This is a genomic window from Symmachiella macrocystis (assembly GCF_007860075.1).
GTDB classification, from domain to species: Bacteria; Planctomycetota; Planctomycetia; order Planctomycetales; family Planctomycetaceae; genus Symmachiella; species Symmachiella macrocystis.
The window spans coordinates 1,178,202-1,192,948 of sequence record NZ_SJPP01000002.1; the positions used below are offsets into that span (position 1 = coordinate 1,178,202).

Sequence of the window (14,747 nt, forward strand, 5' to 3'; positions counted from 1 at the left end):
CGCCATGGGCAAGCGAAGCAGAGCTTCGCGACAGGCCGTTCCCAAACGGAGTTTGGGAACGAGTACGATTCATGGGCGCATTATACCACAGAGGGGGGGATCCCAATCAAGTTGGTTGTGCTGGGCTAATATGGCGTCGAACGGTTCCGTTACGATCGGGGGAATGGGGGAAGTTCTACGGCGGGTCATGTCGATGTGTGCGCCGACGAATTCCGCCGTGGCGGCGATGCGGCCGTCTTCTTCAATCACCATAAAATGCATGAAATGCCACCGTTTTTCGGAGCGGCCGACCAGCCGGCTATGAATCCGCACCGTCTTGCCGACCCGCACCTCAGCCAGATACCGCAAATGGCATTCCAGCGCAAACGCCCCGGAATTGGTGCGAACGCAATAGTCATCCGACAGCCCAAACAGGTCAAACATCTTGCCGGTGGCATTGCTGAACAGATGCGTATACCACATCACGTTCATGTGGCCCATCTCGTCGAGATAGTCCTCGGGAATGGTTTTATTGCCGGTGATGGGGAGTGGTTGGAGGTCTTCTGGGGTGATCACGGTTTGTGCGTGTCCGTTGTGTGTAAATTGTTTTGTTTTGCTCGAAGCCCAACGGAAAAGGTCGTTGGGATCTTGGGAGTGACTGTTATGTCGACGGGGGCGTCCAACTAATTTTGCAATCAGGTAGGGCTTTCTGGAGTTTTTCGACTCCAGTTTTCGTAACTTGGGTATCTGTGAGATGCAGCCGTTGAAGGTTGGTCATTCCTCTGAGATACCCGAGTCCAGTGTCGCTGGTTTGAGTGTCGTTTAGCATTAGGTTCCGAAGTTTGGTTAAGCCTTGGAGATTTTCTAGGCCAGCATCACTGACTTTCGTGTTGTTGAAAGACAGGTACTCAAGTGTGGACAGCCCTGGGAGATGCTCAAGCCCAGCGTCGCTGACTTGAGTGTCGTTGAGGGCTAGGTACCGAAGGTTGGTCATCCCTCGGAGATGCTCTAATCCAACGTCACTGACTTGGGTGTTATAGAGGAACAGCAATCGAAGGTTAGTTAGCCCTCGAAGATGTTTAAGGCCTGCATCGCTGACTTGGGTGTTATTGAACGACAGGTACTCAAGTGTGGTCAGCCCTTGTAGATGCTCAAAATCCGCATCAACGACTTGGGTATCACTCAAACGAACGACATTTACCCGCCTAAACAGCCACAGATACTCATCATCGATTGCGTCTGGAATCCAGAAAGGACGAACGATTCTTGTTTTGGTTCGTCCACCAAGTTCTTCAACCTCAGCCATCGCCGTTTGATTGCGATGATACGGCCACCACACCATCAACGCTCCAACGCTAATGAGCAACACCGCTGCGATGAGCAACAGCGTGACCGTGCGCGGCAGACGGCTTTTGGGGGTGGGTTCGGTCATAGGGTATGCTCAATTCCTCGTCGCGGTCACGACTCCGGGAAGTTCAATTCAAACCATTCCGTGGCTGACGCGGCGCGGTGGTTTCCGAATGCTTTCGCTTCTATCCTCTTTTGCATCGCCTTGATGCGTTTACTGACCAACGGACTGCTGATCGCCTCGTCTTGTTTCATTCCCATCTGTTCCAGCATCGGTTCCAGCCAGGCGCCGGTGAAACGTTTGACCAGTGGGTCCTGCAGGGATTGATGATAGGCCACGCGGCAGCGGCAGGGTAGTTCCCCGGCGAATTGTAGGAGTTCGCCGTCGACGGACCACAGCGGATGCCGGTCCGCCACGATCAGGTCGATTGTTGCTGTCTGTTCCATTCTCCAACGAATGGCGATATCGGTCGAGAGGTCTTGGGCGAGGATCGCATGCACCGGCACGTCGAAATGATCAACTGCCGTGAGGACATCCAGCTGCGCGAGTGTCTCGTCGAAATGCGCGATGAGTAGCACCCCCGCCGAGTCGCCGGTTTCAGTGAGCTGCCGACCAATCCCATGAAACTTTGCTGCGTGCGACATCCAGATGTGGTCGCCCGACACGTCGACCGAAGCGGGATATCCCCCGCCAAACAACATGTCCCACAATCCCATGGTTCCGTTCTCCGGCTTCAACTCAACAGCACCACAACAGGCCACAGCGGCATGAACAACGGCCTATTGATCGTTGACATCGTCCCGCTTTCCCGACGTCGCCGCATGACGTAGCTGCTTTAACACACTGTCAGCCACAGCTGCTCCCTGTGCGGTCTTGCCGCGGTCGTTGAAATGCACGCCATCTTTGGAATGCCAATCGGGGTGCGGCTCCACCAATCCGTAGAGATCGTTGGTAGGCAGCCCTAATTGTTTCATGACCTCGGCGGCAAGGCGGTTTCTGGCAACGACGCGTTGGTTTTTTTCGTGGAATTTCCCCAAGTCGCTCGAAGCGCGCATGGGAGTCGAAGTGGCCCAGACGATTTTGGCGTCGCCCGCTTCTTTGGGGAGGGCCGCTAGGAAGTTTTGCAGGCCGTCGCGGTACTGGTCTTCGCTATAACCCCAGCCATGCAGACCGTTGTTGAAGTGAATCACGTCGAACCGGTATTGCTTGAGCAGTAACCGGACTTCGTCGAGAAACAACGGATCGGCGACGCATTTGGAGGTCGCCAACCGGGCACAGCGTACCTTTCCCGCGAGTTGCTTTTCCGCAGCGGAAAAATATCCCTTTACAATCGAATCGCCGATAAACAGCACGCGCGGCAGGTCGTCTTTTTCCGCATCAGTCACCCAATAATCCGCCCATTCGATGCGTTCCCGCACCGGTTCAGCAGCGTCGATGCATTGCGCCATCGCCAGGAGTGTAACCAGCGTCGCGAAAAACCGTAGCATGTGTGATGTCCTTAGGATAATCAAATTTCGGTGCTCAGCAGAGGACAGTATAGACGGTTGGCACGGCAATTCGAAGTTGCGGTGGATGGCGGGGTGTCGGCGGCGCGCCGCTAACGACGCAAATCGTAAACAGCCAATGCGATTTCCCCACTGACAAGGCGATCAAAAAGTATCAACTACGTAGAGGGTGCCTCCAGCCCCATCCAATGCAGATAATGCAGCAACGTCAGCATTCCAACGATGCAATGCGACAGAGTGATTAAGAAGCCACACGACACCTGATGAGGAAAACTCGAAGATCGCCAAGCCGTTCTCTTCGTCGAAGACAATTGGTTCTTTGGCAATCCAAGCAGCCGCTTCGTCACACAATTCAATCAGTTGGAGCGAGTTGAGACTTCCGAGGTCGCAGTGCGTGAAGTCTTGAATTGGGTCGAGTGATTCTGCCAGTTGATACAACGAATTGGGGTTGTTCGTCTTCAGTAGATACATGATGCGCTATCTGTATTCCATGAGAACCGTATCCAGAATTCACGTCCTCTCAAAGATCTGCAATTTTCTTTCTGCCGTCAAGCTGATAAGACAGATTTCGCCTTACCCCGTGGTGTTCTGACATTCCGAGTTGGCAGACATGGACTTTGCGCCGCGGGCGAGCAGCCTTCAATACAACAAAAAAACCGCCGACGCGCGGGCGTCGACGGTTTAAATTCTTTGCAATTCAATTGATTACGCAGCAGCGCGCCGTTTGCGCCGCCAGCCGCAACCGGCCAGGGCGATGCCACCGATGCCCAGCAGCACAACGCTGCTCGGTTCGGGGACGGCACTGGTGCTTCCAAAGTTAATATTGCCTTGCCCTTCGATTTCGTTGGTGTAGCTCGCTAGAACGTTGTTACTAAACGTCGACGTCACCAGGATGTAGTTGGTTCCCGCCGTCAGGATGCGATCAATTCTTGAAAAAGGAAACCCTGCGCCATCATCATCGGCTTCGAGCGCATTTCCGAGCGGATTCGCGGGATCAAACGAGTTTTCATAGAGGATCAAATACGAATCTCTGCTGCCAGACAGATGGGCGACGACCTCCATGCGATACTGGCCGGTGAGGTCCACGTAGAACGGCTGGGCATCGAAAAAGTTGTTCGTAGCAAAGCCTGATTGCGATGTCGGCGGGTTGCCATTCATCGGCCGATTGTATCCGGGGCCGTCCGAGACGTCCGCCGTATACGAAACCAAGCCCGCTTGAGCTACGGTGGGGCCGAGCACCGCCATAAACAAAATCAATCCGCTAAAACCGACACTGCGCAATTTCATTGTCAACTGCCTTCGATGTGGTGGAATCTTGTTGCTACTAAGCCTGCAATTTCATCATGCACGACCAAGAACCACACACAAGATTCATCTCATCCGCGCAGCGTAAATCTCCGATTCCCTTAGCCAAATGTACAAATCATAACGATTTCAGCGGCCATGCCGGTCGTCATTAAAGCGGCGTTTGCAAGGACAAAATCAAAGGAAGGGCCGTTTGATTAGGCACATGGCATTCGCAGATAAGGCATTAGCCACAGAGAGCACAGAGGACACAGAGAAAACTGTAATGAGCGGTCATCGCAGTTTTAGTTTTTTCTCTGTGAACGCTGTGGCCTCTGTGGCTAATAGTTTTCAAAAGCTTAGTTGCAGCCTAGCCGCGTTGGGTGAACCAGTGGCTGCGAAAATCGACATTCGCTGCGCCGCAGAGGCTCACTCCGGGCTGACGCGTACGAGTTGTTTGCCGATGTTGTCGCCGTCGAACAGGCCCAGGAAAATCTTGGGAGCGTTTTCCAAACCGTCCTCGATGTTTTCGCGGTACTTCATTTGCCCTTCTTCGACCCAATGCGCTAAGTCCACCATCGCAGTCCGGAATTTGTCGATGAACTGAAAGACCAGAAAGCCCTCCACGCGGGCCTGTTTCTCGATCAGCTTCCACAACAACCGCGGACCTTGTTCCATCTTGGTGGCGTTGTATTGCGATATTTGTCCGCAGACAGAAACCCGCGCGTGTTTGTTGATCAACGGAAAGACGGCATCGGTGATTGGGCCGCCGACGTTGTCAAAATAGACATCGATTCCCTCGGGGCAAAGTTCGGCCAGTTTGGCGACGTAGTCCTTGGTCGTTTTGTAGTTGAACGCCGCATCGAAACCGAGCTCGTCGGTGAGATAGGCGACCTTTTCATCCGTTCCGGCGATGCCCACCACGCGGCAGCCGCGGATTTTGGCGATTTGCCCCGCTGTGGACCCCACTGCCCCGGCTGCGCCGGAAACGACGACGGTTTCACCCGCAGCAGGATCGGCGATTTCCAACAATCCAAAATAGGCAGTCAAGCCGGGCATGCCCAACACGCCCAAGGCTGCGGAAACCGGTTGATTTCCAGTACGGACTTTGCGGATGTCTGTGCCGTCGGTGACGCAATACTCCTGCCAGCCGATGCTCCCGGCGACGATGTCTCCCTCGTCGTATTTGGGATGCTTGGACTCGACGACCTTGCCAACCGCTTCGCCGACCATCACGTCACCCAACTTGACCGGCTCGGCATACGACTTGCGGTCGTTCATCCGTCCCCGCATGTAGGGATCGACTGATAGATAAGTCGTATGAATCAAGAATTGCCCCTCTTCCAGTTCCGGAATCGGCGTCTCAACGAGTGCAAAATCGGACTCTTGAGGCCGGCCAGCGGGGCGTGCTGCGAGGGTAATTTGACGGTTAATACGTGACATGATGCCCTCGTGCAGGAGATGAAATTTGCGTCGCGACGGTTGCGGCGCGTGCAAGAAACAATGATAGTGAATTGGATCACAACGATAATCGTTTGGTCTGCCGAAGTCAAAGTGTCGGCGGCTCCGCCTGTATCCCCACTGCCGATTCGTATTCGTCGCCAGAGAGAAATATCACTATGCACATTCGTCAACAAGTTTTGCTAGGCATCATTCTTGCGGGAGTTAGTTTTTCATTCGCCAGCGGCGAGGCCCATGCGCAACGCCGCCGAATGCGCGAACCAAAACCAATCGAGGGGGTCAAGGTCGGCGCATTCGATGCCGAACAGCGCGAATTCTATAACAAGGATTCGGGGCTCCCGGACAATGACGTTCGCGGTGTGGCGGTTGCCAAAGATGGCAGCGTCTATGCGGCGACGGGCGCTGGGCTGGTGCGATGGAAGGGTGAAAGCTGGGAACCGGTTACAGGTCTGAAGGGTCCCGCATTACAGGTGGCGACTCATGGCGATGGTGTCATAGCAATTGCCGACAGCGGTGTATTCGAAGTTACCGGCACGACAGCCAACCGCTTGGCCGACGCTCCGCCTGAGGCTGTGGCAGAGGGCGCGGCGCCGGCACTTGTCGGCGGAGCTTCGATTGGTATCGGCACACCGTCTGGATTGTTCCACTTGCGGGACGGTAAATTCGTGCGCAATGATGTATTGCAAAAGCTATTGGGCGATGATTCAGACGTTCGTCAAATCGCCCGAGCAACGGACGGACGGATCGCCTTGGCTGCGCAAGCGGGATTGTTTCTAGGTGGTGACGATTCAGCTTGGGTGCAACTGTTTCCACGCGCAGGCAATCGCAGTTGGGCGCCGCATGACGTGCGCGGCGTTGCGTTCGATAGCCAGGACCGGTTGTGGTTCGCTAGTCCGCAAGGCGTGGGCGTGCTGGATGGGGAGACGTGGACGCTCTACACCGGTGAAGATGGATTGCCGTATAATGATTTCACCACAGCGGCAGCCGGCGAAGAGGGTGTGATTTGGTTTGGCACAAAAATCGGCGCCATTCGTTTTGACGGCGAGCATTGGTCCTACCGGCAAGGCTTACGCTGGGTGCCCGATGATATGGTTCGCGGCATTGCCGTGAACCAGCAAGGCGATGCGTGGTTTGCGACCTCAGCGGGAACCGGCGTGATTCAGCGACGTCCGGTGACCTTGGCCGAAAAAGCAAAGTACTTCGAAGAGGAAATCGACAAATACAACCGCCGCACCCCCTACGGATTTGTGGACCGCGCCGGCTTGGAGGTCGCCGGAGACAAAAGCACTGCCCGCAATCTGGATAGCGACAACGATGGCCTGTGGACGGCGATGTATGGGGCGGGGGAATGCTTTGCTTACGCTGCTACGAAAGACCCACAAGCGAAACAACGGGCCAAGGACACGTTTGAGGCGTTGCGGTTTTTGACCGTGGTCACGCGGGATAGTTCGCACCCGCCGCCGGCCGGTTTTGTCGCACGAACGATTTTGCCGACCTCCGGTGAAGATCCCAATGCCGAGCATTACACCCCGGAAAAGGACCGCGAGAAACAACGCGAAGATCCCTATTGGAAAATCATCAGCCCCCGTTGGCCAACCAGCGCGGATGGCAAATGGTATTGGAAATGCGATACCAGTTCCGACGAGTTGGACGGCCACTACTTCTTCAACGCCTGTTATTACGATTTGGTCGCCGAAACAGACGAGGAGAAAGCGCGCGTCCGCGAAATCGTGTTGCCGATGACCGATCACCTGATCGACAACGGTTTTCGCATGATCGACCATGATGGGAAACCAACCCGCTGGGCATTTTTCGACCCAGAGACATTAAACTACGAACAGACAATGGGCCGCGGACTCAACTCATTGAGCATTCTGTCCTACCTCATAGTCGCCGAACACATCAGCGGCGGCGACGAAAAATATCGCAAAGCGTACAACGACCTGATTGAGAAACACGGATATGCGACGAACGTTGAATTTCCCAAATGGCAAAACGGTCCGGGGTCGGGCAACCAGTCGGACGATGAAATGGCCTTCATGTGTTATTACACGCTGCTGAATTATGAAACCGACGAAACGTTGCGGCGCAAGTATCTGCGCTCGCTGTGGGATTATTGGCGTTTGGAAGAACCTGAAAACAATCCGTTGTTTAATTTCATCTTTGCCGCCCGTTTCGATGTCCCGGAGCGTTGGCGACGGTTCTGGTCTCCGCCGCAAAGTGTCATCACCGATTCCATCACCACCCTGAAGCAGATCCCGCAAGACCGCATCGATTGGAACTACAAGAATAGCCACCGTATCGACATTGTGCCGTTGGGCAAACATATTCTCCGCTCGCGTGGCACCGGACATTTGCGCAACGGCAAATGCCTACCGATCGACGAACGTCGCGTGGAACATTGGAATCACAATCCCTTTGAATTGGACGGCGGAAGCGGCGGCAGAATATTGGCCGACGGCGCCGTCTATTTGTTGCCCTACTACATGGGACTTTATCACGGCTACATTCTCGAAGATGCTGAATAGAACACGATGACACAACAACAGAAATGGGACCCGCAACGTTACGCTCGCAACGCCGGGTTTGTGGCAGCGCTGGGGATGCCGGTTGTCGAACTATTGGCGCCCCAGCCGGGAGAACGCATTTTAGACCTCGGGTGCGGCGATGGCGTGTTGACACAAAAACTCGCCGAGATGGGTTGCAACGTTGTGGGTGTCGATGCCAGTGCGGATCAAATCGAGGCGGCGCGCGAACGTGGCTTGGACGCTCACGTGGTCGACTGCCACAACTTGACATTCGACAATGAATTCGACGCCGTCTTCAGCAATGCGGCGCTGCATTGGATGAAACGTCCTGCCAAGGTCATTGCGGGAGTCCGCCGCGCCTTAAAACCGCAAGGACGTTTTGTGGGGGAGTTCGGGGGCGCCGGGAATATCCACCGAGTGCAGATGGCACTTTCAGCCGCGCTGACCCGTCGCGAGATTGATATGGAAACGCTGTGGCCGTGGTACTTTCCTACACCGGAAGAATACCAGGCCGAGCTGCAAGCGGCCGGGTTTCAGGTCCAGTCCATCGAACTGATTCCGCGTCCTACTCCGCTGCCTGGAGAACTGACCGATTGGTTGGAAACATTTGCCGAAAGCTTTTTGCCGCCGATCCCCACGGAAGAGCACGCCGCCTTCTTTCAGGAAATTCAGGATGCGGCCAAAGCCTCCCTGTGCGACGTGCAGGGACAATGGACGGTGGACTATGTCCGCCTGCGTTTTGCAGCAATTCAAGAATCGGCATAATCGGCATCCTTGCCACAACCAAACGCGACTAAGTCACCGGCCGAATTTTTTTATCGACCGCGAACAGAAGTGTCAGGCAAAACCGCCAACGCATCAATGCATTCAAATACGATTGACTCGACGTACGATTTTGCAACGGACTCCTATACCTTAAGGCAATCGGCAGCGGTTGAAACCTGCGGATTGTATTTTATGTCGGGCTTAGACATTGATTCTGATGTCACGGTACGAGTACTGTGAAGTAGACTAGTAGCAGGCTCTCACATGCGTTGCGGCTCCCGACATTCGTGCGTGCTCGCTTCGGTTCGTGCGAAGAACGACATCAATTTGATTGTAATTTTGAGCGGGTGCGATGGACAATCGCTGGCTGTGGCCGTTTGAACTCAAAGAAAAAATCGGACAAGGCGGCATGGGTGTCGTCTACCGGGCGCGGTACGTCAAGAATGACCGCGAAGTGGCGGTGAAAATTCTGCCCGCCGAGATTGCCGCGGACAAAAAAATCGCCACCCGCTTTGAACGCGAACTGGAGGTGCTCAAAAAGCTTAAGCACCCGAATATCGTGTACTGCTTTGGTGGAAAGTGCGAAGGGGATCAGCACTTCTACGCCATGGAACTCGTCGAAGGCGGGTCGCTGGAACGATTGCTCAAAAAACGGGGCCGGCTCCCTTGGGAGCAGGTGATTGAATACACGTTGCAATTGTGCTCTGCGTTGTACTTTGCACACGAACATGGGTTCATTCACCGCGACGTCAAGCCGGGCAACTTGTTGTTGACTAACACGGGAAAGCTCAAGCTGAGCGACTTTGGTCTGGCACGTGCTCGTTCCGATGTTGGTTTGACGGAACATGGCAAGACCATGGGGACGTTTCATTATATGTCGCCGGAACAAATCCGTGGCAAACCGCCGCTCACCGGCAGTGCGGACCTGTATGCCATGGGTTGCGTGATGTACGAAATGATGGCCGGCCGGCCGCCGTTTCGCGGACATTCGCCTGCTGAAATCTTGCAAAAACACCTCGAGAAACCCGCGCCACCGGTTTCCACCAATGCGATGGATTGCCCGGCAGCGCTGGAGCAGATCATTCTCGACCTGTTGGAGAAACGCGTCGAGGATCGTCCACCGAGCGCCATTGATGTTGCCCGTCGGTTGAAACAAGTGACACAAACGACCTCGTTGGATGCAACGACGCGGGACATCACGATCCGCAACACGCAGGCCGCTCAAGCCGTCCAAGAAGCGATGGGGACGTCCGAGCGCAGTTTCAGCGGCCCAGGAGCAACACGCCCGTCCTGGAGCACGATGTTGGCGGTCGTTGCGGTGATGCTGATGGCATTTCTGTTCTGGAGTGGCTACTCCAGCAACACGCCGCAATCTGCCGGCAAGGGGGGGGCGCTGTGGGTCGAAGCCCTCAAGAGTTCCAACAGTGATGTACGCATTGCCGCAGCCAAAGCGCTCGGAGAAATCGGTCCCTCGGCCGAGGGAAGCGTCGAGGCGTTGACTCTCGCACTCTCTGAAGATTCGAATCGGGAAGTGCGTCGTGCCGCTGCGAAATCCCTGGGACTAATAGGAGCTCCTGCGGCGTCAGCTGTGCGAGAACTCGACAAGGTCTACCAGACCGATTCCGAACCGCAAGTCCGCCAAGAAGCCGAAGCAGCCAGCAATGCCATCCGCAACAGCAAGAAAGATGACAAGAGCCTGGGAGCATGGCCGTTTTATCTGGCGGGGATTCTGGTCGCGCTGGCTGGGATTGGCGCCGTAGTCTTTTCACGAATCGCTCGCACCATGCGAAACTAAGCTCAGACCACTGGGCCAGTTTCTATTGCAATGACGGCGTATCGTCTTGAGAACGGGCTGCAAGCGGATCCGATGTTGTGCGATGCTCAGCCTTTGCCGATTTGCTGCAACGACATCCCCAACTTGCTGGCTAATTTCAAAAGCGATGAACGCGGCACTGTGATCTCGCCCTCCATAAAGCCTCGCAGTTTGGCGTAGTCCATTCTGGCTTCGTGTGCCAAACGGTAAAGGTTTTTATGGCTCCGTTTGATCTCTTTTCGGATTTCATCCGCTAATCGCAACGGAGCGTCGTTGCCATCAAAATGCATTACGTTCTCTCTCCCTGCGCCACTTTGCGGGCAGCATCAATCGAAGTTTCTCAGTCGCCGTTTCGGCCCCACGATTAGCGTGACCTTCACTGCCACCGTAACCGGCCACTGACCCCCTGGCAAGTTCGATTCGACAGACTGATATCCTGCGGAGAATAACTGGGGATGCACACCACCGCAAAACCGCCGTAGAATGGGGATATTGCCGGCAAACCCGTATCACAGCCCCCATCTAGGACAACACCATGGGCGACCTCAAGAATCCGCGCTTGATCTATCTGAAAGGCCTGCTGTTTTTGGTCGGCGCAGTCCTGTCGGCCGGGTTGCTGCTGGCCTTCAACCCTACACTACAAACCGCCGCCCTGCTTGCGATCTGTGTCTGGTGCGCCTGCCGGTTTTATTACTTCACGTTTTACGTGATTCAGCACTACGTCGACGCCGAATACCGCTATGCCGGTCTGTGGGCGTTTATACGTTATGCCTGGCGCGAGCGACTTGGTTGGCGACGCGATGGCAAGCCGACGAAATAATCACAAGTAACGAGGCACGGAAAAATGTAGAGTGCCTCGCCGTGTCGCTTTCCGTCAAATCTTCCCTGCGTCTAAAAGAAAACCTGTGCTCGTAGCCAGAAGAGTTGATTGGTTTTCGACCGCTCGTCTTTTTCTTCGTTGAGCACCACCGGAGAGCCATACATGGAGACTTGCCAGTCGAAGTAAAACTTCACATACCGGTTGGGGTACCAGTTCCAGCCCAGATCGACCATTGAGATTTGTCGGGTCCAATCGTTGCCGTCGGCCAGTTGGTCTTCGAATAGTTGCTCGCCGAGTTGCAGATAGCTGTAACGGACATAGGGTTCGATGGCTCCCGGTCCGGTTTGTCCTGATCCCGGATTGAACGGGCGGTTGGGGATGACGATTTTGCGGCCGGTGACTTCCTCGCCGGTGATAAAATAACTCAGGGCAATGTTATATCCGACGACAGGCAAGTTCGTCGCAACATCCTCTTTTTCGTATCCGAAACGCCCGACTTGAACTTCGGATTCGAAGGAAAGTTGCTCGTAATACCAAGCCAAATGCAGCGCCGCCTGTTCGCGTTTCCCTAAAACTTCGACATCGTCTTCATACTCTAAGAACACGGACGAAGCTGCTTGTGCGGCATCGTCATTTTCCGAGGACTGCAGCGACGTCCGCAGCGGCAATGGCTCGCCGGCGAAGGCTTGATCGCCATACGCGGCAGACCCACCGAGATTTAGGTTTTCCCACATCATCGAACCGGTGTTGCGAAACGGCCGAAAATTCAAATAACCGACCAAGTCGCGGGTGGTGTTCGTATCGGCCAGTCCCGACAATTGCCCGGAAAAACCGCCCAGCGCATATTGCACCTCGCCGTCGTTGATCCGTCCCCAAAACATTACCCCTGCTTCGCGCGACAAACCAAAGTTCAACGGATACAGGCCCCGTTCGGGCGCGATAAAATACTGCTCCAGATGGTCATACCAGTCGTAGCTATACGGCACGATGAACCGGCCGACTTTGATTTGAAATTCTTCGGACGGTTGAAAATTGATATTCGCGTCCAAAATGTCAAACGCCCCTTCAACGCTTCGTTGCAAGGACAATTCATAGCCATAGCTACTCGTGATGTGTCCCTCGAAGTAGGCACGGAAGCGGGGAATATAGACGCCAGGCCGTGCGGGCATTTGATCGCGGGGCGAAAAGTATTTGAAGTCGGTCTGCTCCATAATGCGGATCGCCAACTCGAATTCGTCGTCGTCGGTTTTGAGAACGACGCCATCTTCAAATTCGGCAACCAATCTCCGGTGGTTTTGACCGAACTCTCCATTTCCCTGGCCTTCGGTCGACCATGGCTCTTCGCTGCTCTCATAGGCCACGGGTACAACCGTGTCGGTGTTGGTTGTCGCCGGTTCGGCGGGCTCTGCCGCATCGCAGGCTAGCGCGCACGCGAATACGACTACGACTACGACGGCTATCGCGCTGATTACGCAGCGTCCACGCATAGCTTAGTATCCGACCGGAGAGAAGAATGAGAGAGTGGGCCGGAACTTTATGTCGGGCTGCGTTGCCCGTCAAGACGGCTTACACTCTCCGCTACATCGTAAAGGCTGTCTCAAAAACAATGAGACAATTATCCGGTCCGAATTGCCGACTTTCTCGTTCAGAGAGTGCAAAACGAGATGGCCCGACAGCGGGAACACCCCTGTTCTCCGCCGCCGGCCCAATGGACATCGCGTGGCCCGCATGTCGTGGTTTCAATCGATAGCCGCCAAGAGTGCAGCAACCGCGACTACCCTGTCGGATCTGAGCCGATCAATGGGAAGCGGCAGTCATCGCCAGGAAGTTTAAGCTCCGTTCGGCGAGACGCGTCAGCGACTGGTTGGCGTGCCCTTCTTCATTCAACGTTTCCTGCAGCAGATCGGCCGCATCTTTTTCACCCAATTTTTCCGCATAGGCGCGGGCTGTGCCGTAGCCGGCGATTTCGTAATGCTCGATGCGCTGCGCGGCAGCGACCAAAGCGGCATCGAGAACCTGCGAGTCGACATTGCCGTTGAGCAAATCTTCGCCTTCTTTGATCAACCCTTCCATGGCTGCGCACTTGTGACCGCCCGGCTCATAGTCCAGGTTTTCAAAGATTGATTCCAAACGCTGAACGTGTGTGCGGGTTTCATCCAAATGACTTGAGAATGCGGCCTTCAAGTCCTTGTCGTGCGCGGCTTCCACCATTTTGGGAATGGCCGACAACAACTGGCGTTCGGCACTGTGCAGATCTTTTAATTCCATGACATACAGTTTTTGCAGTGAGTCGAGATTCATGATTCTGGATCCTTTTCTAAATGGGGATGCTTGTACCTAGCATTCCCTTAAGGCACAGCGCGTGCCAATCCTCTATATTTTTTGGCAAACCCCAGCGGCATTGCAGCTGAAATGATATTTCCTACACAATTCGCAGTCGCGACGATGTTTGCCAACTGCCACCGGATACGAAACGGCGTCCTCTCCGCACATGAATACAGCCCTGCTGGACCTATATTTCTGAATGACGGACGACCAACATGATCGCGCTGCAACCGCAATCTTCCAGAGAATTCCGTTGCCAGAATGAACAGCGGGTGCGTAAGATCAATCGCATCGGTACGACGGACGGATTCCTAATCAAGAACCCAAGCTGCGCTCGGAGCCCCCATGCAACAAGATGCAGAACATCTGAACCTGCTGGCCATCTTTTTCTACATCGTCGCAGCGATCACGGGACTTTTTGCTTGTATGCCGCTCATCCACTTGGTGATCGGGATCATGCTGATCGTGAATCCCGAAGGCTTTCCCGAACCTCAAGGCGAGGAACCGCCGGCATTTCTAGGGTATTTATTCGCCGGCATCGGTGGATTATTTTTCACGCTGGGGTGGGCGGCAACGATTTGCATATTTCTCACAGGCCGATTCATCTCCAAGCGAACGCACTGGATGTTCTGCGTGGTGGTCTCAGGAGTCGCCTGTATGTTCATGCCCTTTGGCACGGTCCTGGGCGTCTTCGCGCTGATCGTGCTCAACCGCCCCTCGGTGCGGGAGCTGTTTGAGAATGCTGAGAATCTGCCGGCGGAGCATGGCGGATTTTCCACCTAACAGCGGAGCTACAAATTACATAAACAACCGCCGTTCAGCATCCCGAGAGGGCGAAGCTCCTGCTGAGCCGCGCTGTCAGGTTGTGCGTAGATGATGTCCCCCGTCCATCTCGCCCGCACGAGAGTGCATCGAACCT

At 54.8% G+C, this 14,747-nt stretch carries 15 protein-coding genes; 5 read left to right on the forward strand and 10 right to left on the reverse strand.

Annotation, left to right across the window (positions count from 1 at the left end; translation table 11 throughout):
• Nucleotides 1-69: 69 nt before the first annotated feature.
• The 7 genes from CA54_RS22655 to CA54_RS22685 all read right to left on the reverse strand — a co-directional run bounded on the left by CA54_RS22655 (nt 70) and on the right by CA54_RS22685 (nt 5,559).
• The gene (locus CA54_RS22655) at nt 70-555 is read right to left on the reverse strand and encodes a thioesterase family protein (RefSeq protein WP_146373237.1); all 486 of its coding nucleotides are present in this window, start codon (nt 553-555) and stop codon (nt 70-72) included.
• 85 nt (nt 556-640) lie between these two features.
• A complete protein-coding gene (locus CA54_RS22660; RefSeq protein ID WP_146373238.1) occupies nt 641-1,411 on the reverse strand; it encodes a leucine-rich repeat domain-containing protein in 771 nt (256 codons plus the stop codon).
• Between the two features lie 26 nt (nt 1,412-1,437).
• A complete protein-coding gene (locus CA54_RS22665) occupies nt 1,438-2,043 on the reverse strand; it encodes a preprotein translocase subunit SecA (protein ID WP_146373239.1) in 606 nt (201 codons plus the stop codon).
• A 63-nt stretch (nt 2,044-2,106) separates the two neighbouring features.
• The gene (locus tag CA54_RS22670; protein ID WP_146373240.1) at nt 2,107-2,814 is read right to left on the reverse strand and encodes an SGNH/GDSL hydrolase family protein; all 708 of its coding nucleotides are present in this window, start codon (nt 2,812-2,814) and stop codon (nt 2,107-2,109) included.
• A 162-nt stretch (nt 2,815-2,976) separates the two neighbouring features.
• Nucleotides 2,977-3,303 (reverse strand): hypothetical protein, encoded by a 327-nt coding sequence (locus CA54_RS22675; protein WP_146373241.1) that lies wholly within the window; start codon nt 3,301-3,303, stop codon nt 2,977-2,979.
• 234 nt (nt 3,304-3,537) lie between these two features.
• Nucleotides 3,538-4,119, reverse strand: coding sequence for a PEP-CTERM sorting domain-containing protein (locus CA54_RS22680; RefSeq protein WP_146373242.1), 582 nt, complete (start codon nt 4,117-4,119; stop codon nt 3,538-3,540).
• Between the two features lie 426 nt (nt 4,120-4,545).
• Nucleotides 4,546-5,559 (reverse strand): NADP-dependent oxidoreductase, encoded by a 1,014-nt coding sequence (locus CA54_RS22685; protein ID WP_146373243.1) that lies wholly within the window; start codon nt 5,557-5,559, stop codon nt 4,546-4,548.
• A gap of 176 nt (nt 5,560-5,735) precedes the next feature.
• Between CA54_RS22685 and CA54_RS22690 the strand changes: the two genes are divergently transcribed.
• From CA54_RS22690 to CA54_RS22700, 3 genes are all read left to right on the forward strand, one after another.
• On the forward strand, nt 5,736-8,105 hold the full coding sequence (locus tag CA54_RS22690; RefSeq protein WP_146373244.1) for a hypothetical protein: 2,370 nt from the start codon (nt 5,736-5,738) through the stop codon (nt 8,103-8,105).
• Between the two features lie 6 nt (nt 8,106-8,111).
• Nucleotides 8,112-8,870 (forward strand): class I SAM-dependent methyltransferase, encoded by a 759-nt coding sequence (locus CA54_RS22695; protein ID WP_146373245.1) that lies wholly within the window; start codon nt 8,112-8,114, stop codon nt 8,868-8,870.
• A gap of 352 nt (nt 8,871-9,222) precedes the next feature.
• Complete coding sequence (locus CA54_RS22700; protein WP_146373246.1) at nt 9,223-10,665, forward strand: protein kinase domain-containing protein; 1,443 nt, start codon at nt 9,223-9,225, stop codon at nt 10,663-10,665.
• 86 nt (nt 10,666-10,751) lie between these two features.
• On the opposite strand, the gene CA54_RS22705 is transcribed toward CA54_RS22700, so the two are convergent.
• Entirely contained in the window at nt 10,752-10,973 is a 222-nt protein-coding gene (locus CA54_RS22705; RefSeq protein ID WP_146373247.1) for a hypothetical protein, read from the reverse strand.
• Between the two features lie 245 nt (nt 10,974-11,218).
• Here CA54_RS22705 and CA54_RS22710 point away from each other — a divergent pair, with 245 nt between their 5' ends.
• Complete coding sequence (locus CA54_RS22710; RefSeq protein WP_146373248.1) at nt 11,219-11,503, forward strand: hypothetical protein; 285 nt, start codon at nt 11,219-11,221, stop codon at nt 11,501-11,503.
• A 71-nt stretch (nt 11,504-11,574) separates the two neighbouring features.
• Here the strand turns inward: CA54_RS22710 and CA54_RS22715 are convergent, their stop codons facing one another.
• On the reverse strand, nt 11,575-12,990 hold the full coding sequence (locus CA54_RS22715; RefSeq protein ID WP_146373249.1) for an OprO/OprP family phosphate-selective porin: 1,416 nt from the start codon (nt 12,988-12,990) through the stop codon (nt 11,575-11,577).
• Between the two features lie 310 nt (nt 12,991-13,300).
• On the reverse strand, nt 13,301-13,804 hold the full coding sequence (locus CA54_RS22720) for a YciE/YciF ferroxidase family protein (protein ID WP_146373250.1): 504 nt from the start codon (nt 13,802-13,804) through the stop codon (nt 13,301-13,303).
• Nucleotides 13,805-14,173: 369 nt separating this feature from the next.
• Here CA54_RS22720 and CA54_RS22725 point away from each other — a divergent pair, with 369 nt between their 5' ends.
• Entirely contained in the window at nt 14,174-14,611 is a 438-nt protein-coding gene (locus CA54_RS22725) for a hypothetical protein (RefSeq protein ID WP_146373251.1), read from the forward strand.
• Nucleotides 14,612-14,747: the final 136 nt, after the last annotated feature.